This is a genomic window from Citrobacter europaeus (genome assembly GCF_037482245.1).
In the GTDB taxonomy this organism is placed as follows: Bacteria; Pseudomonadota; Gammaproteobacteria; order Enterobacterales; family Enterobacteriaceae; genus Citrobacter; species Citrobacter europaeus.
This window is the reverse complement of sequence record NZ_CP148084.1, coordinates 118,593-144,779: the sequence shown is the minus strand read 5'-3', so window position 1 is coordinate 144,779 and position 26,187 is coordinate 118,593. Positions and strand designations below refer to the sequence as shown.

26 protein-coding genes are annotated in these 26,187 nt (G+C 50.3%); 14 read left to right on the top strand and 12 right to left on the bottom strand.

Translation table 11 applies throughout. The annotated features are described in order from the left end of the window. Nucleotide 1 precedes the first annotated feature (1 nt). Nucleotides 2-208: a hypothetical protein gene (locus WHR59_RS00705; protein WP_003827334.1), complete on the bottom strand. Its 207-nt coding sequence runs from the start codon at nt 206-208 to the stop codon at nt 2-4. Nucleotides 209-500: 292 nt separating this feature from the next. On the opposite strand from WHR59_RS00705, the gene WHR59_RS00700 reads away from it, so the two are divergent. From WHR59_RS00700 to trmL, 6 genes are all read left to right on the top strand, one after another. Continuing rightward, nucleotides 501-863, top strand: a complete 363-nt coding sequence (locus WHR59_RS00700) for a YibL family ribosome-associated protein (protein WP_043018722.1) — start codon at nt 501-503, stop codon at nt 861-863. A gap of 262 nt (nt 864-1,125) precedes the next feature. Continuing rightward, a complete protein-coding gene (lldP, locus tag WHR59_RS00695) occupies nt 1,126-2,781 on the top strand; it encodes an L-lactate permease (RefSeq protein WP_003827332.1) in 1,656 nt (551 codons plus the stop codon). Beyond that, on the top strand, nt 2,778-3,554 hold the full coding sequence (gene lldR / locus WHR59_RS00690) for a transcriptional regulator LldR (protein ID WP_338843522.1): 777 nt from the start codon (nt 2,778-2,780) through the stop codon (nt 3,552-3,554). Before lldP ends, lldR begins: the two co-directional genes overlap by 4 nt. Further along, on the top strand, nt 3,551-4,741 hold the full coding sequence (gene lldD / locus WHR59_RS00685) for an FMN-dependent L-lactate dehydrogenase LldD (RefSeq protein WP_043018724.1): 1,191 nt from the start codon (nt 3,551-3,553) through the stop codon (nt 4,739-4,741). The genes lldR and lldD overlap by 4 nt, the downstream gene beginning before the upstream one ends. A gap of 197 nt (nt 4,742-4,938) precedes the next feature. Next, complete coding sequence (locus WHR59_RS00680) at nt 4,939-6,279, top strand: aromatic acid/H+ symport family MFS transporter (protein ID WP_338843521.1); 1,341 nt, start codon at nt 4,939-4,941, stop codon at nt 6,277-6,279. A gap of 46 nt (nt 6,280-6,325) precedes the next feature. Beyond that, entirely contained in the window at nt 6,326-6,799 is a 474-nt protein-coding gene (gene trmL, locus WHR59_RS00675) for a tRNA (uridine(34)/cytosine(34)/5-carboxymethylaminomethyluridine(34)-2'-O)-methyltransferase TrmL (protein ID WP_043018725.1), read from the top strand. A gap of 93 nt (nt 6,800-6,892) precedes the next feature. Here the strand turns inward: trmL and cysE are convergent, their stop codons facing one another. From cysE to WHR59_RS00650, 5 genes are all read right to left on the bottom strand, one after another. Then, nucleotides 6,893-7,714 (bottom strand): serine O-acetyltransferase, encoded by an 822-nt coding sequence (gene cysE, locus WHR59_RS00670; protein ID WP_016154965.1) that lies wholly within the window; start codon nt 7,712-7,714, stop codon nt 6,893-6,895. 77 nt (nt 7,715-7,791) lie between these two features. After that, the gene (gene gpsA, locus WHR59_RS00665; RefSeq protein ID WP_043018726.1) at nt 7,792-8,811 is read right to left on the bottom strand and encodes an NAD(P)H-dependent glycerol-3-phosphate dehydrogenase; all 1,020 of its coding nucleotides are present in this window, start codon (nt 8,809-8,811) and stop codon (nt 7,792-7,794) included. Continuing rightward, complete coding sequence (secB, locus tag WHR59_RS00660; protein ID WP_003024155.1) at nt 8,811-9,278, bottom strand: protein-export chaperone SecB; 468 nt, start codon at nt 9,276-9,278, stop codon at nt 8,811-8,813. Before secB ends, gpsA begins: the two co-directional genes overlap by 1 nt. A gap of 46 nt (nt 9,279-9,324) precedes the next feature. Next, nucleotides 9,325-9,576: a glutaredoxin 3 gene (grxC, locus tag WHR59_RS00655; protein ID WP_003024152.1), complete on the bottom strand. Its 252-nt coding sequence runs from the start codon at nt 9,574-9,576 to the stop codon at nt 9,325-9,327. A gap of 51 nt (nt 9,577-9,627) precedes the next feature. After that, on the bottom strand, nt 9,628-10,059 hold the full coding sequence (locus WHR59_RS00650) for a rhodanese-like domain-containing protein (protein ID WP_005120473.1): 432 nt from the start codon (nt 10,057-10,059) through the stop codon (nt 9,628-9,630). 248 nt (nt 10,060-10,307) lie between these two features. Between WHR59_RS00650 and gpmM the strand changes: the two genes are divergently transcribed. Genes gpmM through WHR59_RS00635 form a run of 3 tightly spaced genes read left to right on the top strand, consistent with a single transcriptional unit; the run spans nt 10,308 to nt 14,120 of the window. Beyond that, nucleotides 10,308-11,852 (top strand): 2,3-bisphosphoglycerate-independent phosphoglycerate mutase, encoded by a 1,545-nt coding sequence (gpmM, locus tag WHR59_RS00645; protein WP_043018843.1) that lies wholly within the window; start codon nt 10,308-10,310, stop codon nt 11,850-11,852. A gap of 33 nt (nt 11,853-11,885) precedes the next feature. Then, nucleotides 11,886-13,145 carry a murein hydrolase activator EnvC gene (envC, locus tag WHR59_RS00640; protein WP_254302595.1) on the top strand — a complete coding sequence of 420 codons (1,260 nt, stop codon included), beginning with the start codon at nt 11,886-11,888 and terminating at the stop codon, nt 13,143-13,145. 3 nt (nt 13,146-13,148) lie between these two features. Continuing rightward, complete coding sequence (locus tag WHR59_RS00635) at nt 13,149-14,120, top strand: divergent polysaccharide deacetylase family protein (protein ID WP_172862510.1); 972 nt, start codon at nt 13,149-13,151, stop codon at nt 14,118-14,120. Here WHR59_RS00635 and WHR59_RS00630 read toward each other — a convergent pair. Continuing rightward, nucleotides 14,107-15,141, bottom strand: coding sequence for a glycosyltransferase (locus WHR59_RS00630; RefSeq protein WP_043018729.1), 1,035 nt, complete (start codon nt 15,139-15,141; stop codon nt 14,107-14,109). The genes WHR59_RS00635 and WHR59_RS00630 overlap by 14 nt on opposite strands. Before the next feature lie 244 nt (nt 15,142-15,385). Between WHR59_RS00630 and rfaY the strand changes: the two genes are divergently transcribed. Next, complete coding sequence (gene rfaY, locus WHR59_RS00625) at nt 15,386-16,072, top strand: lipopolysaccharide core heptose(II) kinase RfaY (protein WP_338843520.1); 687 nt, start codon at nt 15,386-15,388, stop codon at nt 16,070-16,072. A gap of 67 nt (nt 16,073-16,139) precedes the next feature. On the opposite strand, the gene tdh is transcribed toward rfaY, so the two are convergent. From tdh to yibB, 3 genes are all read right to left on the bottom strand, one after another. Beyond that, complete coding sequence (gene tdh / locus WHR59_RS00620; protein ID WP_338843519.1) at nt 16,140-17,165, bottom strand: L-threonine 3-dehydrogenase; 1,026 nt, start codon at nt 17,163-17,165, stop codon at nt 16,140-16,142. 9 nt (nt 17,166-17,174) lie between these two features. Next, on the bottom strand, nt 17,175-18,371 hold the full coding sequence (gene kbl / locus WHR59_RS00615) for a glycine C-acetyltransferase (protein ID WP_043018731.1): 1,197 nt from the start codon (nt 18,369-18,371) through the stop codon (nt 17,175-17,177). A gap of 279 nt (nt 18,372-18,650) precedes the next feature. Next, nucleotides 18,651-19,508, bottom strand: a complete 858-nt coding sequence (gene yibB, locus WHR59_RS00610; RefSeq protein ID WP_200001147.1) for a protein YibB — start codon at nt 19,506-19,508, stop codon at nt 18,651-18,653. Between the two features lie 278 nt (nt 19,509-19,786). On the opposite strand from yibB, the gene rfaD reads away from it, so the two are divergent. The 4 genes from rfaD to rfaL are packed head-to-tail and all read left to right on the top strand — an operon-like array spanning nt 19,787 to nt 23,982. Further along, nucleotides 19,787-20,719, top strand: coding sequence for an ADP-glyceromanno-heptose 6-epimerase (gene rfaD / locus WHR59_RS00605; RefSeq protein ID WP_043018732.1), 933 nt, complete (start codon nt 19,787-19,789; stop codon nt 20,717-20,719). Between the two features lie 12 nt (nt 20,720-20,731). Beyond that, nucleotides 20,732-21,778 carry an ADP-heptose--LPS heptosyltransferase RfaF gene (rfaF, locus tag WHR59_RS00600; protein ID WP_043018733.1) on the top strand — a complete coding sequence of 349 codons (1,047 nt, stop codon included), beginning with the start codon at nt 20,732-20,734 and terminating at the stop codon, nt 21,776-21,778. Nucleotides 21,779-21,781: 3 nt separating this feature from the next. After that, nucleotides 21,782-22,774: a lipopolysaccharide heptosyltransferase RfaC gene (gene rfaC / locus WHR59_RS00595; protein ID WP_338843518.1), complete on the top strand. Its 993-nt coding sequence runs from the start codon at nt 21,782-21,784 to the stop codon at nt 22,772-22,774. After that, nucleotides 22,774-23,982: an O-antigen ligase RfaL gene (rfaL, locus tag WHR59_RS00590; protein ID WP_338844090.1), complete on the top strand. Its 1,209-nt coding sequence runs from the start codon at nt 22,774-22,776 to the stop codon at nt 23,980-23,982. The genes rfaC and rfaL overlap by 1 nt, the downstream gene beginning before the upstream one ends. 35 nt (nt 23,983-24,017) lie before the next feature. Here the strand turns inward: rfaL and WHR59_RS00585 are convergent, their stop codons facing one another. Together WHR59_RS00585 and WHR59_RS00580 are read right to left on the bottom strand one after the other, a co-directional pair. Continuing rightward, complete coding sequence (locus tag WHR59_RS00585) at nt 24,018-25,160, bottom strand: lipopolysaccharide N-acetylglucosaminyltransferase (RefSeq protein ID WP_043018735.1); 1,143 nt, start codon at nt 25,158-25,160, stop codon at nt 24,018-24,020. 11 nt (nt 25,161-25,171) lie between these two features. Further along, nucleotides 25,172-26,185, bottom strand: a complete 1,014-nt coding sequence (locus tag WHR59_RS00580) for a glycosyltransferase family 8 protein (protein WP_043018736.1) — start codon at nt 26,183-26,185, stop codon at nt 25,172-25,174. Nucleotides 26,186-26,187 lie beyond the last annotated feature (2 nt).

The following is a 26,187-nucleotide window of genomic DNA, read 5'->3' as shown; positions in this document are numbered from 1 at the left end:
CTTACTTCTCTTCCTGCTGCGGTCGATAAAGCTGCCGATAGTACGCCAGACGTTGCAGATACAGCTGCGCATTCTCCTGCGGTATTTCAGAAGGGACAACGTTGCGCGGTGGTGTTTTATTCAGATACTCGCGAAAAGCCTGGCTTGAAGCCATAAAATCGACCGTCTTATCAATAAGGACCGAAACGTTCTCACCTATTTTCGCCATAATCTTCCCTCCTCCATGTATTAACCACGCTCAGCCTGCGCGGTTGATCATTTAAGTTTAGGATCGGTTGGGCAATTACATTGAGGAAAACGTGCTTCACTATGAACCCGCCAATAAAAAGCGCCATGGCCGATCTTATCGCTTAAAATTCCTTATTAATCAAAATTGTAGTATTTCCATTAGCTGAATAATACTTGCGGCATTTGATTATTTATCTTCGATTAGTTGTGAATAATCCCGCTCTGCGCGCATACTATAGGATATTCATCCTATTTTTATCAGAAGCTATCCTATGAAAGAAGTCGAAAAAAACGAAATTAAACGCCTGAGCGATCGTCTGGACGCTATCCGCCACCAGCAGGCTGACCTGTCTCTGGTTGAGGCCGCCGACAAATATGCCGAGCTGGAACAAGAGAAAGAAACTCTGGAAACCGAGATTGCGCGTCTGCGTGAAGTCCATGGCCAGAAGCTGAGCAAAGAAGCGCAAAAGCTGACGAAACTCCCTTTCCGTCGCGCCATCACCAAAAAAGAGCAGGCGGATATGGGCAAGCTGAAGAAGAGCGTGCGCGGCCTGATTGTCGTTCACCCGATGACCGAGCTTGGCCGTGAAATGGGCCTGAAAGAGATGACGGGCTTCGCGAAGAGCGAGTTCTAATCTCCCACCGGGCAACATCCGCTTGCCCGGTCCTTCATTTCCCCTCGCAATTGGCCCTACCAATTTCAGTCAGATCCTACCAGCACCTCACATTTCATTAAAATGCGCGTACAATACCGTTGCCAATAGATAACATTTGATTAACCATTCATTGTCATTACCCCTACACAACAATATTGGCAGGGCCACTTTTACACATAATGTGACCTGGAGATGAGCACAGACTCATTCCATTATGTCGGCGGCCCCCAGGAGACCTGCAATGAATCTCTGGCAACAGAACTACGACCCGGCCGGTAACATCTGGCTTTCCAGTTTGATCGCATCGCTCCCTATCCTGTTCTTTTTCTTCGCCCTGATTAAGCTCAAGCTGAAAGGCTATGTTGCGGCATCATGGACGGTGGTGATTGCTTTGTCGGTCGCCCTGCTGTTTTACAAAATGCCGGTCGATCACGCTCTGGCTTCCGTGGTCTACGGCTTCTTCTATGGTTTGTGGCCGATTGCCTGGATCATTATCGCCGCGGTATTCGTCTATAAAATCTCGGTGAAAACCGGACAGTTCGACATCATCCGCTCATCGATACTCTCGATTACCCCGGACCAGCGTCTGCAAATGCTGATTGTCGGTTTCTCCTTTGGTGCCTTCCTCGAAGGAGCAGCAGGCTTTGGCGCTCCGGTAGCGATTACCGCCGCGCTGCTGGTAGGCCTCGGCTTTAACCCACTGTACGCGGCAGGTTTGTGCTTGATCGTAAATACTGCGCCGGTCGCTTTTGGCGCAATGGGCATTCCGATTCTGGTTGCCGGTCAGGTGACCGGACTGGACAGCTTCGAGATTGGCCAGATGGTGGGCCGTCAGCTGCCGTTCCTGACCATTATCGTGCTGTTCTGGATTATGGCGATTATGGATGGCTGGCGCGGCGTAAAAGAGACCTGGCCTGCGGTGATGGTCGCTGGAGGCTCGTTTGCTATCGCGCAGTATCTCAGCTCTAACTTTATCGGACCGGAGCTGCCAGACATCATCTCTTCTCTGGTTTCGCTGGTCTGCCTGACGCTGTTCCTGAAACGCTGGCAGCCAGTACGCATCTTCCGCTTTGGCGATATGGGCGCTTCGCAGGTCGATATGGACCTGTCGCGCACCCGCTACACCGCAGGACAAGTGGTACGCGCCTGGTCTCCGTTCCTGTTCCTGACCGCCACCGTCACGCTGTGGAGCATACCGCCGTTTAAAGCGCTGTTTGCGCCCGGCGGCGCGATGTACCACTGGGTGGTCAATATTCCAGTCCCGTTCCTCGACAAGCTGGTTGCCCGTATGCCGCCGGTCGTACACGAAGCCACAGCCTACGCGGCGGTGTACAAATTTGACTGGTTCTCTGCGACCGGTACCGCGATCCTGTTTGCCGCCCTGCTGTCTATCGTCTGGTTGAAGATGAAGCCGTCTGCTGCGCTGCAAACCTTTGGCAGCACGCTGAAAGATCTGGCGCTGCCTATTTACTCCATCGGCATGGTGCTGGCGTTCGCGTTTATCTCTAACTACTCAGGTCTTTCATCAACCCTGGCATTGGCCCTGGCGCACACCGGCAGCGCGTTTACCTTCTTCTCGCCGTTCCTCGGCTGGCTGGGGGTATTCCTGACCGGGTCCGACACCTCATCAAACGCACTGTTTGCCGCCCTGCAGGCCACGGCCGCTCAGCAAATCGGCGTATCAGACGTACTGATGGTGGCGGCAAATACCACCGGCGGCGTGACTGGCAAGATGATCTCTCCACAATCTATCGCTATTGCCTGTGCGGCAGTGGGATTAGTGGGGAAAGAATCTGACCTGTTCCGCTTTACCGTGAAGCACAGCCTGATTTTCACCTGCATGGTGGGTGTGATCACCACGCTGCAGGCCTATGTCTTAACCTGGATGATTCCATGATAGTGATGCCCAGACGCCTGTCAGACGAAGTCGCATCTCGTGTGCGGGCGCTGATTGAAGAACACCAGTTGGAGGCGGGCATGAAGTTGCCCGCTGAGCGTCAGCTGGCCGTACAGCTCGGCGTCTCGCGCAACTCGCTGCGCGAGGCGTTAGCAAAGCTGGTGAGCGAAGGCGTACTGATTAGCCGTCGTGGCGGCGGGACGTTTATCCGCTGGCAGCATGAGGCCTGGTCTGAACAAAACATCGTTCAGCCGCTGAAGACTCTGCTGGCGGACGATCCCGACTACAGCTTCGATATTCTTGAAGCCCGCCACGCCATTGAAGCCAGCACCGCATGGCACGCAGCGATGCGGGCCACCGCCGCCGACAAAGAGAAAATCAGGCTCTGTTTCGACGCCACGCAAAGCGAAGATCCGGATCTCGCCTCACAGGCTGACGTGCGCTTTCATCTCGCCATTGCGGAGGCCTCGCACAACGTGGTGCTGTTGCAGACCATGCGCGGTTTCTTCGACGTATTGCAGTCTTCGGTTAAACAGAGCCGCCAACGTATGTACCTCGTGCCCCCCGTATTTTCACAACTGACGGCGCAGCATCAGGCAGTGCTGGACGCCATTGTCGCCGGCGATGCCGACGGGGCGCGTAAGGCCATGATGGCGCACCTTAGTTTTGTCCACACCACGATTAAACGATTTGATGAAGATCAGGCCCGCCAGGCGCGTATCACCCGCCTGCCCGGTGACTCTGGTGAAAATAGCAGGGAGAACAACACATGATTATTTCAGCAGCCAGCGACTATCGCGCCGCAGCCCAGCGCATCCTACCCCCCTTCTTGTTCCATTATATTGACGGTGGGGCGTATGCCGAGCACACCTTGCGCCGTAACGTGGCAGACCTGTCGGAAGTGGCGCTGCGCCAGCGCGTGCTGAAGAATATGTCCGACCTGAGCCTGGAAACAAAGCTGTTCAACGAAACGCTTTCCATGCCGGTGGCCCTCGCGCCTGTCGGACTGTGCGGCATGTACGCACGCCGGGGGGAAGTTCAGGCCGCCGCCGCCGCTGACGCTAAAGGCATTCCGTTTACGCTTTCCACGGTATCCGTATGTCCTATTGAAGAAGTCGCCCCGACCATCAAGCGTCCGATGTGGTTCCAGCTGTATGTCCTGCGCGATCGCGGCTTTATGCGTAACGCCCTGGAGCGCGCCAAAGCAGCGGGTTGCTCCACGCTGGTCTTTACCGTCGATATGCCTACGCCCGGCGCACGTTACCGTGACGCCCATTCCGGTATGAGCGGTCCAAATGCGGCACTGCGTCGCTACTGGCAGGCAGCCACTCATCCACAGTGGGCATGGGACGTTGGCCTGAACGGTCGCCCGCATGATTTAGGCAATATCTCGACCTATCTTGGCAAACCCACCGGCCTTGAGGATTACATCGGCTGGTTGGCGAATAATTTCGATCCGTCGATTTCCTGGAAAGACCTCGAGTGGATCCGTGAATTCTGGGACGGCCCGATGGTGATCAAAGGGATCCTCGATCCGGAAGATGCTCGTGATGCCGTCCGTTTCGGCGCGGATGGCATTGTCGTTTCTAACCATGGTGGCCGCCAGTTAGATGGTGTACTGTCTTCTGCTCGCGCGCTGCCCGCCATTGCCGATGCGGTGAAGGGCGATATCACCATTCTGGCCGATAGCGGGATCCGCAACGGTCTGGACGTTGTGCGCATGATTGCGCTGGGCGCGGATAGCGTACTGCTGGGGCGGGCCTATCTGTACGCGCTGGCGACCCACGGCCAGGCCGGGGTGGCGAATCTGCTGAATCTGATCGAGAAAGAGATGAAAGTGGCAATGACCCTGACCGGTGCGAAGTCGATTAGCGAAATCAGCGGTGATTCGCTGGTACAGGAACTGGGTAAGAGCCTGCCTGCTGCATTAGCGCCTCTGGCCCAGGGTAGCGCTGCGTAACACTCTCCCCCGTAAAATCGCGTTTTCTGCATGGTCGGCCTGTTCTCAGCCCGGCCATTTTTTATGCAAAAATAACGACCAGTTAACATTTACAACCAATATATTTGACAACTTTTTATCCACCTGCCAAATGTATATACAAGCTAATACAAGAGCGATTTATACAGATAACAACCATCATAACGGGCGAGGGTGACATGGCTTATTCCGGTAAAGTGAATATCCAGCAGGCGATAGATGACAGTCCTTTTTCGCGCTTCCATTGGGTCATTATTGTCCTGGGATTTCTGGTTTTAGCCATTGACGGCTTCGATACCGCGGCGATGGGTTATATTGCTCCCACGCTCTCAGCCGACTGGGGCATCAAGAAGCAAGATCTCGGACCGGTGTTAAGCGCCGCGCTATTAGGCCTGTCATTTGGCGCCCTGCTCGCCGGACCGATTTCCGATCGTATGGGCCGTAAGCGTGTCCTGGTCTTTTCCTGTCTGTTCTTTGGCCTCGCCAGTCTGGGAACCGCCTATGCCCAGACGCTGAATATGCTCACATTTTGGCGTTTTCTCACTGGACTTGGGCTTGGCGCGGCAATGCCCAACGCCATCACCCTGGTGTCAGAATTCGCCCCGAAACGCTGTCGTTCAATGGCGATTAACACCATGTACTGCGGCTTTCCGTTAGGCGCTGCGGGCGGCGGCGTAATCTCCTCCTGGCTTATTCCCAATTACGGCTGGCACAGTGTTCTGCTTGCCGGTGCGATCGCCCCGCTGGCCCTCACCGTACTGTTGGTGCTGTTCCTGCCGGAGTCGGTGAAGTATCTGGTTCACCGCGGTAAAGGGGTGGCACAGGTTAAACGCATTGCTCAACGTTTTATATCGGGAAATCTGGAACAGGTTACCCAGTTTTATCTGGATGAAGACCGCGTCACGATCAAAAAAGGCAGCGTGGCGCAGCTATTCAGTATGCCCTGGCTGCCGGGCACGCTGATGCTCTGGACGACCTACTTTATGGGGCTGGTTATCTATTACGTGCTGCTGAGCTGGATGCCAACGCTGATGCTGGGCATGGGCTATCCGCTGGCTGAATCCGCCTGGCTGACGTCACTGTTTACCTTCGGCGGTACCGCAGGGATCCTGCTGGCCGGTTGGTTAATGGACCGTTGGGAAGCGCATAAAGTGGTGTCACTCGGCTTTATTCTGACGATGCTGTTTGCCCTCGCCCTCGGTTTTGAGCATAACCATATCATCCTGTTCGGCGCACTGATCTTCCTGATGGGGATTACTATGAACGGCGCGCAGTCCGGGCTACAGACGCTGGCTGCAACGTTTTATCCAACCCACTGCCGCGCAACGGGCATTGCCTGGATGCAGGGCGTGGGCCGCTTCGGTGGCGTAGCCGGAACGATGATGAGCGCCCAGTTGCTTTCCCTGCAATGGCAGGCAGACAGTATCTTAATGTTCCTCAGCCTTCCGGCTTTGGTCGCCGCTGCCGCGACGATTTACAAGCTGCAACGCTATAAACCGCACGCGCTGACCGTCGCATAGTACCGGCTCTTTCTGCTATTCTGCCCCCCGTTATTAAGGGGGCAGTATGCTTAACATCGTTTTATTCGAACCAGAAATCCCGCCAAATACCGGCAATATTATCCGTCTTTGCGCCAACACCGGCTTTCGTCTGCATATTATTGAGCCAATGGGCTTTACCTGGGACGATAAGCGCCTGCGTCGCGCGGGGCTGGATTACCATGAATTTACCGCCGTGCTTCGCCACCCTGATTACGCCGCCTTCGTCGCTGCAGAACATCCGCAACGTTTGTTTGCCCTGACCACCAAAGGTACGCCAGCGCATAGCGCGGTAAGCTATCAGGACGGAGATTATCTGATGTTTGGCCCGGAAACCCGCGGCCTGCCAGCCAGCATCCTCGATGCGCTGCCTGCCGAACAAAAAATTCGTATTCCGATGATGCCGGACAGTCGCAGCATGAACCTGTCAAATGCGGTGTCGGTGGTGGTGTATGAGGCCTGGCGCCAGTTAGGATACCCTGGCGCGGTATTACGGTCGTAAAAGAATTAAATGCCGGATGGCGGCTACACCTTATCCGGCCTACAAATACCACGTAGGCCCGGTAAACGCAGTGCCACCGGGCATGGCTCGAAATCAGATGCCATCACCGTATTCGAAAGTATGATGAATCCCATTGAAATGCTGATCCATATCCATGGACGGCTTATCGCTGTCTGGCTTACCGACGATGCGTGCCGGAACGCCTGCCGCGGTAGTGTGCGGGGGGACCGGCTGTAAAACCACGGAACCTGCGCCAATCTTCGCGCCGCGTCCGACTTCAATGTTGCCGAGAATTTTCGCGCCCGCGCCAATCATCACCCCTTCACGAATTTTCGGATGACGATCGCCGCCGGCTTTACCGGTCCCGCCGAGCGTAACGGATTGCAAAATAGAGACGTCGTTTTCAATCACGGCGGTTTCACCCACCACAATACCGGTGGCGTGATCGAGCATGATTCCACGGCCAATTTTTGCCGCCGGGTGAATATCTACCTGGAAGCTAACGGACACCTGATTTTGCAGGAAGATCGCCAGTGCCTGACGCCCCTGATGCCACAGCCAGTGACCAATACGGTAGGCCTGAAGCGCATGAAAACCCTTCAGGTACAGAAGTGGGGTGGAATATTTATCGACAGCCGGGTCACGCGTACGTACCGCCTGAATATCACAGGCCGCTGAGGCAATCATTTCAGGATCGGCGGCGTAGGCCTCTTCCACGACTTCGCGAATCGCAATGGCAGGCATGATCGGAGAGGCGAGTTTATTCGCCAGCATATAGCTTAGCGCACTGCCGAGATTTTCATGCTTGAGCAGCGTTGCGTGGTAAAAACTGGCCAGCATTGGCTCACATTCCGCCAGTGCCCGGGCTTCCGCTTTAATGTTTTTCCAGACGATATCCAGTTCTTCACACGGCATTGCGTACTCCAGAAGGTAGCAAAACGACCGACCCGTTCTTCGCGGGTCGGGTCGTTATATTCAACAGTTCCTTACAGCTAGTGGCGACTCAGCTCGTCCTTGCGTGCACGGCCTAATAACGTCAATGCTGCCTCGCGCGCGTTTTTTCCGCAATACAATACTTGATAAATTTCCTCGGTTATTGGCATCTCAACACCAAAACGGTGCGCCAATTCACGAACTTCTTTTGTATTGCGGTAGCCTTCAACCACCTGACCAATCTTGTCCTGCGCGCCCTGCACGTCCATCCCCTGGCCGAGCATCATGCCAAAACGACGGTTACGTGACTGGTTGTCGGTACAGGTCAGCACCAGATCGCCCAAACCCGCCATCCCCATAAAGGTGGCAGGATCGGCACCCAGCGCCGCGCCAAGACGAGACATTTCGGTCAGACCACGGGTGATCAATGCGGTTCGCGCATTCGCGCCGAAACCAATGCCGTCAGACATCCCCGCGCCAATCGCAATGACGTTTTTCACCGCGCCGCCCAGTTGAACGCCAATGAAATCCGGGTTGCTGTACACACGGAAGCTTTTGCCGCAGTGCAGCAACTGCTGGAGATCGTCAGCAAAAGTATCATCCGTTGAGGCCAGAGATATCGCCGTCGGCATACCCGCCGCCAGCTCTTTCGCGAACGTCGGACCGGAAATAACCGCCAGTGGAATAGAATCACCTAACGCTTCACGCGCGACGTCCTGCAGCAGGCGTCCCGTTTCCGCTTCCAGACCTTTTGTCGCCCAGACCAGCCGCGCGTCAGGGCGCATCAGCGGTTTGATGTTACGCAGCACTTCGCCAAAAACGTGGCTCGGCACTACCACCAGAATATTACGACTGGCGGCCAGCGCAGTGGCTAAGTCACTTTCCAGGCGCAGCGTTTCGGGAAAAGGCACATCAGGGAGGAACGCGACGTTGCAGCGATCGTGCTCGAGGGTCGCGATATGTTTCGGATCATGGCCCCACAGGACAACCTGATGGCCATTTCTTGCCAGGGTAATGGCAAGAGCGGTGCCGTACGAGCCGGCACCAATCACAGTCATTGAAGCATTACTTTGGTTCATCAGGCATCCTGATGTTCTTCAGTACCTTCGCCAGCCTGCTGCTGTAAATAGTTCATGAACAGCGCATCAAAGTTGACCGGCGCAAGGTTCAGTTGCGGGAATGTACCGCGTGAAACCAGGCTGGTGATGCATTCACGGGCATACGGGAACAGAATGTTCGGGCAGTATGCGCCAAGGCAATGCGCCATCTGAGTCCCTTCAATACCACTGATGGAGAAAATACCGCCCTGCTGAACTTCGCACAGGAACGCAGTTTCTTCGCCCAGAGAAGCCGTTACGGTGACACGCAGCACTACTTCATACACATCATCTGCCAGTTGGGTAGATGCGGTATCAAGATCAAGTTTAACCTCTGGCTGCCAATCTTTCTGGAAAACATGCGGTGCATTTGGCGCTTCGAAAGACACATCCTTGGTATAGATACGTTGGATCTGGAAAGCCATTTCAGTGTTATTTTGTTCTGACATGTTGAGAAAACCCTTTAGTGTTGTCCTTTAAATACTTCGGTACGCCTTAACGCAGCAGTGGATCCAGTCCACCACGCGCATCCAACGCATACAAGTCGTCACAACCACCAATGTGCTGTGCATCAATAAAAATCTGCGGAACCGTAGTACGGCCACTGCGCTTGATCATCTCTTCGCGCTTCACGGCATCGCCGTCAATCGGAAGTTCCTGGAAACTCACACCCTTGCTGTTCAACAGCGCCTTTGCGCGATGGCAAAACGGGCAGGTTGCTTTGGTATAGATCTCAATATTGGCCATGACTTATCTCCAGTGTTCTTTTACCCTGCGGTATGAAAGAAGACGGGTAAATTACTTGCCGCGAACCAGTGGCAGGTTCTCACCACTCCAGCCCGCTACGCCGTCTTTCAGTACAGATACCTGCTCAAAACCGGCTTTAATCAGCGCAGTTGCTGAATCCTGGCATTGCATGCCTGAGCCATCAACCACAATAACAGGTTTGTTTTTGTGTTTTTCCAGCTCGCCAAAATTATTGGCTTTGATTTCGCTCGGCAGCAGGTTAGTGGAGCCTGCGATATGACCTTTACGGAAGTCGTCGCGCTGACGTAAATCCACAATCACCGCATCTTCTTTATTGATAAGACGTGTAGCTTCTCCGCGCGTAATCACCTTCACTTTCGAAGTCAGGCTCTTAAACGTGGTAAATAATACAGCCGCCAGTAACGCAATCCAGGCGATACTCAAGACAGGGTGGCGACTAACAAATTGCATAATTTCTTGCATGGGGGGTAACAACTCCCGACTCAGTGATTAAAAAACCAGGAAAGGAGTATACCTGCGCGTTGGCGCAAATACAGCCAGAGCGTGCATTGGATTGCATTTTTGCGGGGCGCTACGGAAAAAAAAACGTAAATCCGCGCCCTCTGCGGCGCGCTCTGGTCGATTATTTGATCTTCTGGGGCTACTTTATCGATTCAGCTGTAGTAAAATTACGCAATTATTTTTTATCTATTAAGTGTGAGGTTGTCGCAATGTCGGTTTCTAAAAAACCTATGGTACTGGTGATTCTGGATGGCTACGGTTATCGTGAAGACAGCCAGGATAACGCCATCTTTAATGCCAAAACCCCGGTAATGGATGCCCTGTGGGCAAAACGTCCGCATACCCTGATTGATGCGTCTGGCCTGGAAGTCGGCCTGCCCGATCGCCAGATGGGCAACTCCGAAGTGGGCCACGTCAACCTGGGCGCTGGCCGCATCGTGTATCAGGACCTGACCCGTCTGGATGTTGAAATTAAAGAGCGTACTTTCTTCGCTAACCCGGTGCTGACCAATGCGGTCGACCAGGCAAAAAATAGCGGCAAAGCGGTACACATCATGGGTCTGCTCTCTGCTGGCGGCGTTCACAGCCACGAAGATCACATCATGGCGATGGTAGAAATGGCCGCTGAACGTGGCGCTGAGAAAATCTATCTGCACGCTTTCCTTGATGGCCGTGACACCCCGCCGCGCAGCGCTGAACATTCCCTGCAGAAATTCGAAGAGAAATTTGCCGCGTTGGGCAAAGGCCGCGTAGCGTCCATCATCGGTCGTTACTACGCTATGGACCGCGACAACCGTTGGGATCGCGTTGAACAGGCTTATGACCTGATGACGCTGGCAAAAGGCGAGTTCCAGTTCGCTACGGCGGTTGAAGGCCTGCAGGCTGCTTATGCCCGCGACGAAAACGACGAATTCGTGAAAGCGACCGTGATCCGTGCTGAAGGCCAGGCTGAAGCCGCCATGGAAGACGGCGATACGCTGATTTTCATGAACTTCCGTGCTGACCGTGCGCGTGAAATTACCCGTGCGTTTGTTAACGCTGACTTCGACGGCTTCGCCCGTAAGAAAGTCGTTAACCTCAACTTTGTGATGCTGACCGAATACGCGGCCGACATCAAAACTGCGGTAGCTTACCCACCAGCGTCTCTGGCCAATACCCTTGGCGAGTGGATGGCGAAGAACGACAAAACGCAGCTGCGTATTTCCGAAACCGAAAAATATGCGCACGTGACCTTCTTCTTCAACGGCGGCGTAGAAGAACCGTTCAAAGGCGAAGACCGCATCCTGATCAACTCGCCGAAAGTCGCGACCTACGATCTGCAGCCGGAAATGAGCTCTGCAGAGCTGACCGAAAAACTGGTTGCTGCGATTGAGAGCGGAAAATACGACACCATCATTTGTAACTACCCGAACGGCGACATGGTTGGCCACACCGGGGTGATGGAAGCAGCGGTTAAAGCGGTTGAAGCGCTGGATCATTGCGTTGAGCAGGTGACTAAAGCGGTTGAATCCGTTGGCGGCCAGTTGCTGATCACCGCGGACCACGGTAACGCAGAGCAAATGCGCGATCCGTCCACCGGTCAGGCACATACAGCGCACACCAACCTGCCCGTTCCGCTGATTTATGTCGGTGGCAAAAACGTCAAAGCAGTCGAAGGCGGCAAACTTTCTGATATCGCCCCGACGATGCTGACGCTGATGGGTATGGAAATCCCGCAAGAGATGACTGGTAAGCCGCTGTTCATCGTGGAATAATCCCTCCCCATGAGGGGAAAGGCGATTAATACCATCACTCGGGCCGTGAAGCTGCGCAAGCTTTCAGTCAGGCCCTTGTTCTACGCCAGCGCGCTTAGCGCTGGCGTATTGCTGTGCGCCTTTTCCGCCCACGCGGACGAACGCGACCAGCTCAAATCTATTCAGGCCGATATCGCGGCAAAAGAACGCGCGGTACGCCAACAGCAACAACAACGCGCCACCCTACTCGCTCAGCTTAAAGCGCAGGAACAGGCCATTGCCGTTGCCGCCAGGCAACTGCGCGAAACGCAAAACTCACTGGCGCAGCTGAACGCGCAAATCGCAGAGATGAATGCCGCCCTTGCGAAGCTGGAAAAACAGCGGGCCGCGCAAGAACGCAGCCTGGCAGCCCAACTCGACGCTGCATTTCGCCAGGGAGAACATACCGGTATTCAGCTCATTCTTAGCGGTGAAGAAAGCCAGCGTGGGCAACGCCTGCAGGCCTATTTCGGCTATCTGAACCAGGCGCGACAGGAAACCATCGCGCAGCTGAAACAAACCCGTGAAGAGGTCGACTCGCAAAAAGCCGAGCTGGAAGATAAGCAGAGCGAACAGCAGACTCTGTTGTACGAGCAGCGTGCTCAGCAGGCTAAGCTGGAGCAGGCGCGTAAAGAACGCCAGAAGACGCTCTCGGGTCTGGAGTCATCGATTCAACAGGGTCAACAGCAGTTGGGCGAAATGCGCGCCAACGAATCGCGCCTGCGTAATAGCATTGCTCGCGCCGAAGCCGCAGCCAAAGCACGTGCGGAACGTGAAGCCCGCGAGGCGCAGGCCGTACGCGATAAGCAGCAGGATGCCTCACGGAAAGGCTCAACCTATAAGCCAACCGAAAGTGAAAAATCACTGATGTCGCGTACCGGCGGTTTGGGTTCACCACGTGGCCAGGCATTCTGGCCCGTTCGTGGTCCAACGTTACATCGTTATGGCGAACAGCTGCAGGGTGAGCTACGTTGGAAGGGGATGGTTATTGGCGCATCCGAAGGCACCGAAGTTAAAGCCATTGCCGATGGTCGCGTCATTCTGGCGGACTGGCTGCAGGGCTATGGCCTGGTCGTCGTCGTTGAGCACGGTAAAGGCGATATGAGCCTGTACGGTTATAACCAGAGCGCACTGGTCAGCGTCGGTACGCAGGTTCGCGCCGGGCAGCCTATTGCACTTGTGGGTAGCAGCGGCGGTCAGGGCAGACCGGCGCTCTATTTCGAAATTCGTCGCCAGGGTCAGGCGGTCAATCCACAGCCGTGGTTGGGAAGATAAGTTTTGCCTCAATTTCGTCGTCTATTACTCTCTCTCGCCAGCCTGCTGGCCTTCGCAACACCTGTTTTTGCTGGCAAACTCGCCATCGTCATTGATGATTTCGGCTATCGTCCACACACTGAAAATCAGGTACTGGCGATGCCTTCCGCCATCTCCGTTGCCGTTTTGCCTAATGCTCCGCATGCGCGGGAAATGGCAACCAAGGCCCATAGCAGCGGGCATGAAGTCCTGATCCATCTACCGATGGCGCCACTGAGCAAACAGCCGTTAGAGAAAGACACTTTACGCCCGGAAATGAGCAGCGAAGAGATTGAGCGAATTATTCGCGATGCGGTAAGCAAAGTACCGAATGCGGTCGGTCTGAACAACCATATGGGCAGCGCGATGACCTCCAGCCTGTTTGGCATGCAGAAGGTGATGCAGGCGCTGGAACGATACGATCTCTACTTCCTTGACAGCATGACCATCGGCAACAGTCAGGCCATGCGCGCAGCATCAGGAACCGGTGTGAAGGTCATCAAACGCAAAGTCTTCCTGGACGACACGCAAAACGAAGCCGATATTCGCCGTCAGTTTAATCGTGCCGTCGAACTTGCGCGTCGCAACGGCTCGGCAATTGCCATTGGCCACCCTCACCCGTCTACGGTTCGCGTCCTGCAGCAGATGCTTTATAGCCTGCCAGCCGACATCACGCTGGTTCGCCCAAGCAGCCTGCTCAATGAACCACAGGTGGATACGTCCAGACCAAACCTCACTCCGCCAAAAAACGGTACGCCTGACGCACCGCGTAATCCTTTCCGCGGGGTGAAATTATGCAAACCGAAACAGCCGTTAGAGCCCGTTTACGCCAGCCGCTTCTTCAGCGTGCTCGGTGAAAGCATCACCCAAAGCACGCTGGTGCAGTACATGAAGCTGCAGTGGCAGGGCTGGGGAAATACATCCTCTCCCGGCACTATGAACGCTAACGTAGATTAAGCGTTTTACGTGTAATACGAGAAGGCGACGATGTTTTATCTCGCCATTTCCAGAGACGGAATGACCATAGCAGCGCCTGGTACATAACTTTGGCGCTGCGTACATTAGTAATCATGCGTTTATACATACCCGAGACAAAAATCTCTGCAATCATACGCTGACGAATATGAACATCCGGTTCTTTGCGTACTGCGTGACAAACGCGCAAAGCTTCATAGGTTATTTGCTGATGAAATTCCGGATAAAGAGTAATCCGTCCAGCATATTCACGATTCAACTTATCCAATAACCGTGTAATTTTAATATAGTGTCGTTGGTAATTGAGATTTTTTAAGCCTTGTCTTTTAAGACGGCTAACTGATTGATCATGTAAGAAGTATTTATATAAAGATTGTTCGGTATATCGTACACGTTTGGCGTTAAACATAAACTCCGTCGTCCATACAATATCCTGATGATGCAACCCAGGAACAAACGATATCTTATTTTTCTCGATAACATCCCTGCGGTAAACCCCCATCCAGACCACATGTGTCCAACGGCGTGAAGCCAATGCCATACGTAACCAGTCAGGGCCGGTCAATACACCCGTAGACCGCAAACGGTCCGTCGGTATTGATTGCCAGGTGTCCCCCGTTTCGAAAATGCACCAGTCAGAATTGCACTGCGCCAGATCCAGGTCATCCTGAAGTGCCATGGTCATCAGGGTTTCATACATATTGGGATAAACCAGGTCATCAGCATCGACAAATGCAACATAATCCCCTCTGGCCGCTGCCAGACCACGATTACGCGCAACAGATGCCCCAGCGTTAGCCTGATGCAACAACCGAACATGGGGATAGTTATCAGCATACTGTCTTGCTATATCAACAGAGTTATCCGTTGAGCCATCATCGACAATAATGATCTCTATCGCACTCCATGTCTGTGCGATCAAAGATTCCATGCAATCCCGAAAACTATCACCCGCGTTATACAACGGAATAATAACACTCAACATATTTGTGCTGTTTCTCATCAGCTAACCCTGGTTTGTTAGTACACTGATGACTTTTACTACAGTTTCATTAAGGAATTATTAAGCCTGGAACGATTTATCGCCAGAAGCGGCGCGGCGAAAGCAGCCAGTATGAGAAAATGCTATGCGAAACCTGAGTTCAGCGGGCAGTGAAAGCTCAGATCGTCTACATATTGAGGGGCGCAACCTGTATACTATATCGCTATAAATTAACGCATTATGTACACTGATATTGGGGAAAGTGATGGCCATCAGTAAGACACATGAAAAAGGTTATACGGTCTATTGTAAAGAGACCAATATAGACCTTAAGTCACTGATGAGTAAGTATATAAATAAAGAAATCAGTGGCAAACCGTTGAGCAGTGGTAACGCTATGCGCAGCGTGGAACTGGTCGAGTACAACTCACAAAAATTTATCATCAAAAACGACCGTGAAGTTGATCCTCGATTCGAGAAAAAAATGCAGAATTTTATCTCCGGTCCCTTCTATTCCAGGCTCATCAAGAAGCTGGACAAGCTCTCCCCGGAAATGCGCGCCTGTACAGCCGATCTCTACTACGCTGCAGAGAAAGTGCGCCTTCGTCAGTGCCATGATGTTTATATCATTCATGAATATATTGAAGGTACTCCCTTAAAAGAAATTAGCCCTAAGAATGCCGATGAAGTGAAGCAGTGCGTTCTGCGCCTTCACAAAGCCGGGTTGGCATCTAATGATATCCACCCAGGAAACTTCATTCGTACACCAGGCGGTGAATTAAGAATTATCGACTTATCTTGTAAGGGAAACATGAAGATTTGTCAGGCTAATGACATTTTAGCATTGCAGCGAAAATATAATATTAAAATCAAAGGGGAAGGGTTAGTCTATAAGCTTATCTGCCTCAAAGAAGCGACAAGATCTTTATCCAGAAAGCTTCGTGGTAAATAGCATTTATTATATATACGGCCAGATCAAATAATCTGGCCGTTGGTAACATTTAATACAAATCGAGCCTTCAATCCCAACTCAGGATCACTTTCCCTGACTGGCCTGAACGCATCGCGTCAAAGCCCTGCTGGAATTGATCGATGGAGAATCGATGGGTGATGATTGGCGACAAATCCAGACCAGACTGAATCAGTGCAGCCATTTTGTACCAGGTTTCAAACATCTCACGACCGTAGATACCTTTAATAAACAGCCCTTTAAAGATAACTTTCGTCCAGTCGATGGACATGTCAGATGGCGGAATACCCAGCATAGCAATGCGGCCACCGTGGTTCATAGTGTCCAGCATGGCGCGAAACGCTGGCGGTGCACCGGACATCTCCAGACCTACATCAAACCCTTCGGTCATACCCAGTTCAGCCATCACGTCAGTCAGATTCTCTTTCGAGACGTTGACCGCGCGAGTGATGCCCATTTTACGCGCCAACTCAAGGCGATACTCATTAACGTCGGTGATCACCACGTGGCGTGCGCCAACGTGCTTCGCGACCGCCGCTGCCATAATTCCGATTGGACCCGCGCCGGAAACCAGCACATCTTCCCCAACCAGATCGAACGACAGCGCCGTGTGCACCGCATTACCGAACGGATCGAAGATAGACGCCAGGTCGTCGGAGATATTGTCCGGGATTTTAAACGCGTTAAATGCCGGGATCACCAGGTACTCTGCAAAGCAGCCAGGACGATTTACGCCGACACCGGTCGTATTGCGGCACAGGTGAGTACGCCCACCGCGGCAGTTACGGCAATGCCCGCAGGTGATATGACCTTCGCCTGAAACGCGATCGCCGATTTTAAAGCCTTTAACTTCCTGGCCGATGCCAACAACTTCGCCGACATATTCATGCCCAACGACCATCGGTACCGGGATGGTTTTTTGCGACCATTCATCCCAGTTATAAATGTGAACGTCAGTCCCGCAGATGGCTGTTTTACGGATTTTAATCAGCAAATCGTTATGGCCGACTTCCGGTTCAGGAACGTCGGTCATCCAAATGCCCTCTTCCGCTTTCAGTTTGGATAACGCTTTCATTTCACATCCTCAGGCAATAACGCCCAGTTGTTTACCAATGCGTGTGAACGCCTCAACAGCACGCGTGATCTGCTCAGGGGTATGCGCCGCAGACATCTGGGTACGAATACGCGCCTGGCCTTTTGGAACCACCGGATAGAAGAATCCGGTAACGTAAATCCCCTCTTTTTGCAGTTCACGGGCGAACGCCTGCGCTACAACCGCATCACCCAACATCACCGGGATAATCGCGTGATCCGCACCCGCTAACGTAAAGCCTGCGGCAGACATTTGCTCACGGAACTGACGTGCGTTCGCCCACAGGCGATCGCGCAGCTCGTTGCCAGCCTCGACCATCTCCAGCACTTTAATGGAGGCTGCAACAATCGCCGGAGCCAGTGAGTTGGAGAACAGGTACGGACGGGAACGCTGACGCAGCCACTCAACAACCTCTTTGCGCGCTGCGGTGTAACCGCCGGATGCGCCACCGAGTGCTTTACCCAGCGTACCGGTGATGATGTCCACACGGCCCATCACATCACAGTATTCATGGGAGCCACGACCGTTTTCGCCGACAAAGCCGACCGCATGAGAATCATCAACCATGACCAGCGCGTCGTATTTATCCGCCAGGTCACAAACGCCTTTCAGGTTAGCGATAACGCCATCCATAGAGAACACGCCATCGGTGGCGATCAGAATATGACGGGCGCCCGCTTCACGCGCTTCTTTCAGGCGCGCTTCCAGCTCGACCATGTCGTTGTTGGCGTAACGGAAACGCTTTGCTTTACACAAGCGAACGCCGTCAATGATAGACGCGTGGTTTAGCGCATCTGAAATAATCGCATCTTCTGCACCCAGCAGCGTTTCGAACAGGCCGCCGTTGGCGTCAAAGCAGGAAGAGTAAAGGATGGCATCTTCCATACCGAGGAATGCCGCCAGTTTTTGCTCCAGTTGCTTATGGCTGTCCTGAGTACCGCAAATAAAGCGGACCGAAGCCATACCAAATCCGTGAGAATCCATGCCCGCTTTTGCCGCTGCAATCAGCTCCGGGTGGTTAGCCAGCCCCAGATAGTTGTTCGCACAAAAGTTAATAACGTGGCTTCCGTCCGCCACGGTGATATCCGCCTGCTGGGCAGACGTAATAATGCGCTCTTCTTTAAACAATCCTTCCGCACGTGCGGTGTCGAGATCGTTGGTTAACTGTTTGTAAAAATCCCCACGCATTTCAATTCTCCAGACTGGGCAAATTTCAGCACATATTACCCAAAGCTATACGTTGATACGAGATGACGCATCACTACTTCTTCAAAATGAAGCATAAATCACGTATATCCACATGGCTAATCAGTGATGCTGCCGTGTATCTTTATTAGGAGGGATAATTCACAACCACTTGATTTAGAAGAGCTTTATTGATTGAGGTGAAAAAACAGCATCAATAACAGAAGAATGCCTTCACAGCATTCTATCTGCTCAGGTAACCCTTAGATCCCATTCGAACCACTACTTTCGGGTCAGAAAAATTCGTAGTGCCTGGAGTTTTGCACCTAACGCGGTTCGCCGATAAACACGGAACAGATCGAACCATTTGCCACGACCAAGGTAATTAAGCATTAATAGCGCAGGGCGCTTGTAATAACACATAACAAAAATACCCTGATCATCATCAACAATATTATTTCTGAGGGTCTCTTTTTGGCATTCAGTGACTAATGAATAAAACTCTTTCCATTTTTCCTGAGAGCCAACAATAGCGCCACCGATAATATAAATATGATTCCCAATCATAAAGTCAAACACTTGCTTTATTGATGATACAACCAAGCCTTTTTTAATCGTAAAGAGATGCATTTTATTACGATCAAATGGGAAATCCCATATCTTTAAACCGCCAGTGACCTGAGGTTTACGACAATACCCGAAGTCGATCCACGCAACCATCGGAGTATTAACTAAGCCTAAATTAATAGCTTTAGCTACAAAATATGCTTTTAAATTAGTGATCAACACATATTCTGGAGACCAGTATTCAGGGTTACCAAGCTGTCGAGTTTCTAACTTACTCTTAAAGGCATCATCCTGCTGGATTTGCCTAATTTTATTTTTAATATGTTTGAATTTATTATCTAAATCTATAGCTATAATTTTTGTGGGCTTACCTTTGCGTATTTCCGCAATTCTGGCTTCAAACTCAGGCGAAGTAAAAATAACCATATCGTTTTCTAAAGCGGCTAACCGCTTGAAGTAATCAAAATAGACATCAGAAGATCGGGATAGTTTTTCACGGAAGCCTTTATTAACAGTCCACTCCCCCCTACCGATATCAAAATATGCTGTAACAATAGTGGTAGATGATTTCATAGCCATATCAAACCATTAATAAAAAAAATATTATATCACATAGCTTTTGTTTTTGTACATATAATATACATGGGTGGTTATTAAAAAACCGCAATACATTTAAGAATAATTCAATACAGATAATAACCATTAAATAAGCATTCTTATGCAAGTGTTTATAGACCGTCTGCCGACTCGCCATCTTACTTAAGAGGCTGAAGGGATGCCGATGTGATGGTATGATTACAAACATTAGTGTCTGAGATTGTCTCTGACTCCATAATTCGAAGGTTACATTTATGATCATCGTTACCGGCGGCGCGGGCTTTATCGGCAGCAACATCGTTAAGTCCCTGAATGATAAAGGCATCACCGACATCCTGGTGGTGGACAACCTGAAAGACGGCACCAAGTTTGTTAACCTGGTGGATCTGAATATTGCTGACTACATGGACAAGGAAGACTTCCTGATCCAGATTATGGCCGGGGAAGATTTCGGCGATATCGAAGCGATTTTCCACGAAGGCGCATGCTCTTCCACCACCGAGTGGGACGGCAAGTATATGATGGATAACAACTATCAATACTCCAAAGAGCTGCTGCACTACTGCCTGGAGCGTGAAATCCCGTTCCTGTACGCGTCTTCTGCCGCCACTTATGGCGGTCGCACTTCTGATTTCATCGAATCCCGTGAATATGAGAAGCCGCTGAACGTCTACGGTTACTCAAAATTCCTGTTCGACGAGTACGTTCGTCAGATCCTGCCAGAAGCGAACTCTCAGATTGTTGGCTTCCGCTATTTCAACGTCTACGGACCACGTGAAGGCCATAAAGGCAGCATGGCGAGCGTCGCCTTCCACCTCAATACCCAGCTCAACAATGGCGAAACACCAAAACTGTTCGAAGGCAGTGAAAACTTCAAACGTGATTTCGTTTATGTCGGCGATGTGGCTGCGGTAAACCTGTGGTTCCTGGAAAACGGGGTTTCCGGCATCTTTAACCTCGGTACCGGTCGTGCGGAATCTTTCCAGGCCGTTGCCGATGCTACGCTTGCGTATCACAACAAAGGCAGCATTGAGTACATCCCATTCCCGGAAAAACTGAAAGGTCGCTACCAGGCATTTACTCAGGCCGATCTGACTAACCTGCGCGCAGCGGGCTATGACAAGCCGTTTAAAACCGTCGCCGAAGGCGTCACGGAATATATGGCCTGGCTGAACCGCGACGCGTAAGGCAGGCAATCAATGAGGATTCTGGTGGTGGGCCCGTCCTGGGTGGGCGACATGATGATGTCGCAAAGTCTCTATCGCACGCTTAAGGCGCGCTATCCCCAGGCGATAATCGACGTGATGGCACCTGCGTGGTGCCGTCCGCTGCTGTCGCGCATGCCTGAAGTCAACGAAGCTATCGCCATGCCGTTGGGTCATGGCGCGCTGGAGATCGGCGAACGCCGTAAACTCGGTCACAGCCTGCGTGAAAAGCGCTATGACCGCGCCTATGTGCTGCCTAACTCGTTTAAATCAGCTCTGGTGCCGTTCTTTGCTGGCATTCCCCATCGTACCGGTTGGCGTGGCGAAATGCGCTACGGTCTGCTAAACGATGCGCGCGTGCTGGATAAAGACGCATGGCCGTTGATGGTCGAGCGCTATGTGGCCCTGGCTTATGATAAAGGTGTGATGCTGACAGCCAAAGATTTGCCGCAGCCTCTGCTATGGCCGCAGTTGCAGGTCAGCGAAGGCGAGAAATCACTGACCTGTAGTCAGTTTTCCCTCTCTGCCGAACGCCCCATCATCGGCTTTTGCCCTGGCGCGGAATTTGGCCCTGCAAAACGATGGCCACATTACCACTACGCAGAACTGGCGAAGCAATTGATCGATGAGGGCCATCAGATTGTGCTGTTTGGCTCGGCAAAAGACCATGAGGCCGGAAATGAGATCCTGGCGACGCTGAGCGTTGAACAGCAGGCATGGTGCCGTAATCTAGCGGGGGAAACACAGCTGGAGCAGGCCGTCATCCTTCTCGCAGCCTGCAAAGCGGTGGTCACCAACGACTCTGGATTAATGCACGTTGCCGCCGCGCTAAACCGCCCATTGGTCGCATTATACGGCCCCAGCAGCCCGGATTTCACTCCACCTCTTTCACACAAGGCGCGCGTGATTCGCCTGATTACGGGTTATCACAAAGTACGCAAGGGCGATGCGGCAGAAGGCTATCATCAGAGCCTGATTGACATTACACCCCAGCGCGTACTGGAAGAACTCAACGACCTGTTGTTACAAGAGGAAGCCTGACGGATGCGGGTACTGATCGTTAAAACATCGTCTATGGGCGATGTTCTGCATACGTTACCTGCATTAACCGATGCGCAGCAGGTCATGCCGGATATTCAATTTGATTGGGTAGTGGAAGAGGGTTTCGCGCAGATCCCAACCTGGCATGCGGCCGTTGACCGCGTGATCCCAGTGGCGATTCGTCGTTGGCGTAAAGCCTGGTTTTCAGCGCCGATTAAAGCCGAGCGTAAAGCCTTTCGCGATGCGGTGCGTTTACGCCAGTATGACGCGATAATTGATGCGCAGGGTTTGGTTAAAAGCGCAGCGTTGGTTACGCGTCTGGCGCGTGGCATCAAGCATGGTATGGACTGGAGCACGGCACGCGAACCCTTGGCTAGCCTGTTTTATAATCGCAAACATCACATTGCCCGGCAGCAGCATGCGGTAGAACGTACGCGTGAGCTGTTCGCCAAAAGTCTGGGATATGCTAAACCGCAGTCGCAGGGTGATTACGCTATCGCTCAGCATTTTCTGAAAGAACGTAATGCTGAGACAGGACAGTATGCCGTATTTCTGCATGCCACGACGCGTGATGATAAACACTGGCCAGAAGCCAACTGGCGGGAGCTAATTGGCCTGTTAAATAACGCTGGCATACGTATTAAACTGCCCTGGGGTGCTCCCCATGAAGAAGCACGGGCCCTTAGGCTGGCGGATGGTTTTTCTTATGTTGATGTTCTTCCACGGATGACTCTTGAAGAGGTCGCTCGCGTATTGGCGGGGGCAAAATTTGTGGTGTCGGTTGATACAGGCCTGAGCCATTTAACCGCTGCGCTGGATCGCCCTAATATTACGTTGTACGGTCCAACGGACCCAGGATTGATTGGTGGGTATGGGAAGAATCAAGTGGTATGTCGCTCAGGAAGTGAAAACCTTTCAGACTTGCATTCTTCGACCGTATTTAGATCAATTAATTGTGAATTTTTGAATAATTGTCTGCCGGTGTCGGAGAAATGATGGCTCTAACAAAGTTTTTTTTAAATGAGAAAAAAAACTGGAAGGTAAACTGGAATAGAGGACTTGTATTTCTTTTTATCGCCACCTATTTCTTAGGTGATATTACACGTTATAAACATTTGATTGTCATACTGATGACAATCACTACGATAGTCTATTTATGCAAGAATCCTCGTCATTACATTTCAACTTTTAAAACATTTATTTTTTCAAGTGTATTATTTCTTGTAATCGCTACTTTCGTCTCTTTAATGTTCACTCCTGAACTAAAAGCTAGCCTGAAAGAGATAAACAACTCTGTTGTTGAAAATGTTTTATTATGCACCATTGCGATCCCTGTATTATTAAGAGAAGAAAGCAAAGAAACCATTTCGAAGTTGATATTCTTCTCGTTCCTTACAGCTCTTAGTTTGCGATGCCTTTCAGAACTTGTCCTTTATTATCAGGACTATCAGCAAGGAATCATGCCTTTTACTAATTATCAACATCGCGGAATTTCAGACGCAATGGTATTTTTATTTCCCGCGCTTCTGAATCTCTGGTTACTTAAATCAGCAAAATACCGTATATTATTCCTGACGCTAGGGGCAATTTATACCTTTCTAATTCTCGGAACATTGTCCCGTGGCGCTTGGTTATCGGTATTTATCATCGCTCTTACATGGATAGTTATTTATAAACAATGGCGATTGTGTCTTGTTGGAGTACTCGTCGCCATTGTTGCTCTGACAGCTATTTTTTCACACAAAGATATGTCAGAAAACCTGACAGTTAAATTACAGCAAACTGACAGCTCATACCGCTATACTAATGGTACCCAAGGAAGTGCGTTTGACCTAATCCTTGAAAACCCGGTTATAGGCTATGGCTTTGGTAACAATGCTTATAAGATAGTGTACAACAAGCGTGTTGTTGATTATCCAAACTGGACATTCCGTGAGTCAATTGGACCACACAACCTTATTCTCTTTGTCTGGTTTGGTACAGGGTTGCTTGGACTTCTGGGATTAATACTGGTGTACACAAGCATTGTGAGAGAGTGCGTCACGCATGCATTTAGGGAGAATTATCACTCCCCATACAATGCTTATATGATAATTTTACTTTCATTTGTCGGTTATTTTATTATTCGCGGTAACGTTGAGCAGATTGAATTAGATCTGTTGGGTATTTTTGCTGGGTTACTGTTAGCCCTGAAGAATAAATAAATCATTAAAAAAGGCTACTTTATGTAGCCTTTTTATCACTCGAACCAGTTACAAATAACCTCTTCAAAACGTTGCGTAACAGCAGACCAGCTATAGTTTTTAAAGACGTATTGCTGCCCTCGTTGGGCCGTATCCGGTAAATCACTTTCCAGCATGACCCTGGTGATATCCTCAGCAATAGTGTCTGCAGTCATCGGCTCTGTTAAGTGATAGCCTGTAATCTTATCTTTAACAAACTCAATCATGCCGCCTCGAGTGCTGACTAATACAGGCCTCCCGGCTCCCATAGCCTCAATTGCCACCATACAAAATGGCTCCTGAAACTGCGAAGGAATCACTACTATGTCTGCCAGTGGATAGTAATAGTGCATTTTCTCGGGAGAGATACTACCCAACATAATGCAATGTGGCTTGAGACGCTCGGCTATCTCCCGCACTTCGCGCTGATAATCACCTTTATCATTCTTACTTACTTCCATGTGATCACCAACGACCACAAGCTTCAGATTTTTGTTTTCATGTTGCAGCTTTTCAAAAGCCTGCAGAAGCAAGAGAACACCTTTATCAGGTACTATGCGTCCAGCAAAAAATACCACCTTGCTTTCTGGGGAAATATTTAATTTACTCTTTGATATGGATTCATAGGACGATTGATAGATATCCAGGTCAATACCATTAGGTACAATAACAATATCAGCTTCAGGAAGATAAGATTGATAATAATTCTTCAAAAACAAACTTGGTACGATCATCTTAACTTTTTGATCGAGCAACTTAGGTTCAAAAGCATTATGCATATGAATCACAACTCTTGCCTGAGGAGCTCGCGAACGAATTTGTCGATATAGCTTCATACTGTTATGGACAACAATCACACTTTGATCGGTTATCTCAAACTTTTCAGCAACTTTCAGTATGCGCTTTGAATAAGGTACCGGATCCAGTCGGGTCCACTTTTGGAAAATACGCTTATATAGCGGACTAAATCCTATGCGATGAATACTGCATCGTTCGTTTACGTAAGAATAATCAGAATATCCTTCATTCTTTATGCAGACAATACGATTAGGGAATTGAGTTCTCTGTGCAACCTGATACATCCAGGTCTCAACTGCCGCGGCACCACGTGGTGGAATAGAATAAATAGGGGTTACAGTAAATATGATTTTATCAATCATAAAGATCACCTTCACATTGTCTTATATTTAATTGCTGCGATCAGGCCTGGAATTATTTTATTTTGATAAAGAAGATGCTTATATTTTTCTCTATATTCATGTTTTTGTTTTGCAACTTGATAAGGCTGATTCTTCCATGGTGACTTCTCATATACTGTGCGGAAAAACTGTGCTGAGGAATAATCAGCCCACTCGTGCCATGGTTTTGTTACACCAGTATAATGAATAAATACTGTCTCTTCATTAATCACTGATTTATAATGATTTTTATTTTTAATTTCAAACTCAGACTTCAATGAGTAAATTGAGTTAAATTTTCTCGGTAATAATACCGCATGATGCAAAAACATAATATTTAAAATATCTTGATCAGGATATTTTACTTTGGAAACTATATTTTCATCTGACAATAGTTCAAAAAATCTCTTCGTCAAACTAGAGTTAAGCCATTGTTGCAAGTTTATATACATGACCCCCGAGTTAAAGTAGTTGCCTTTAAACTCAGGGTTATGTAAACGTTCTGCGCTTTTAGCCTGCATGGAATCAACATCTACTACGACCGCACCATATTCCCCATCAAATTTCAGAGCGGCAAGATCCTCTAAAGAGCCTTTACACGTAATATCAGCATCTAGATATAGCAGTCGATCTAATCGTTCAGAAAAGTAATCAAATGAAAGCAAGCGATAGTATATTGACACTGGCCATATATTTGTTTTAGGCAGTGACACCAACGGTTCAGAATCAATATGATATAGCTTAATAACTGTTTTATACTGTTCTGCTAACTGTGTCAAAAGTGCAATATAATCTTGGTCTAAATAATCCGCAATAATATGAAAGGTAAAATTAATATTACTCTCTTTATTATTTTCAAGGATAGATGCAATAGAGATTGCCGCACCAGTTTGGTAATTTTTATCGATCCCCCATGAAATATTAAAAGTGTCACGATCATCACATGGAGTAACACGTCTGTCTAACTCAATGATATCTTTGAAGTTAGTTAACCTTTTGAAGTCCAATT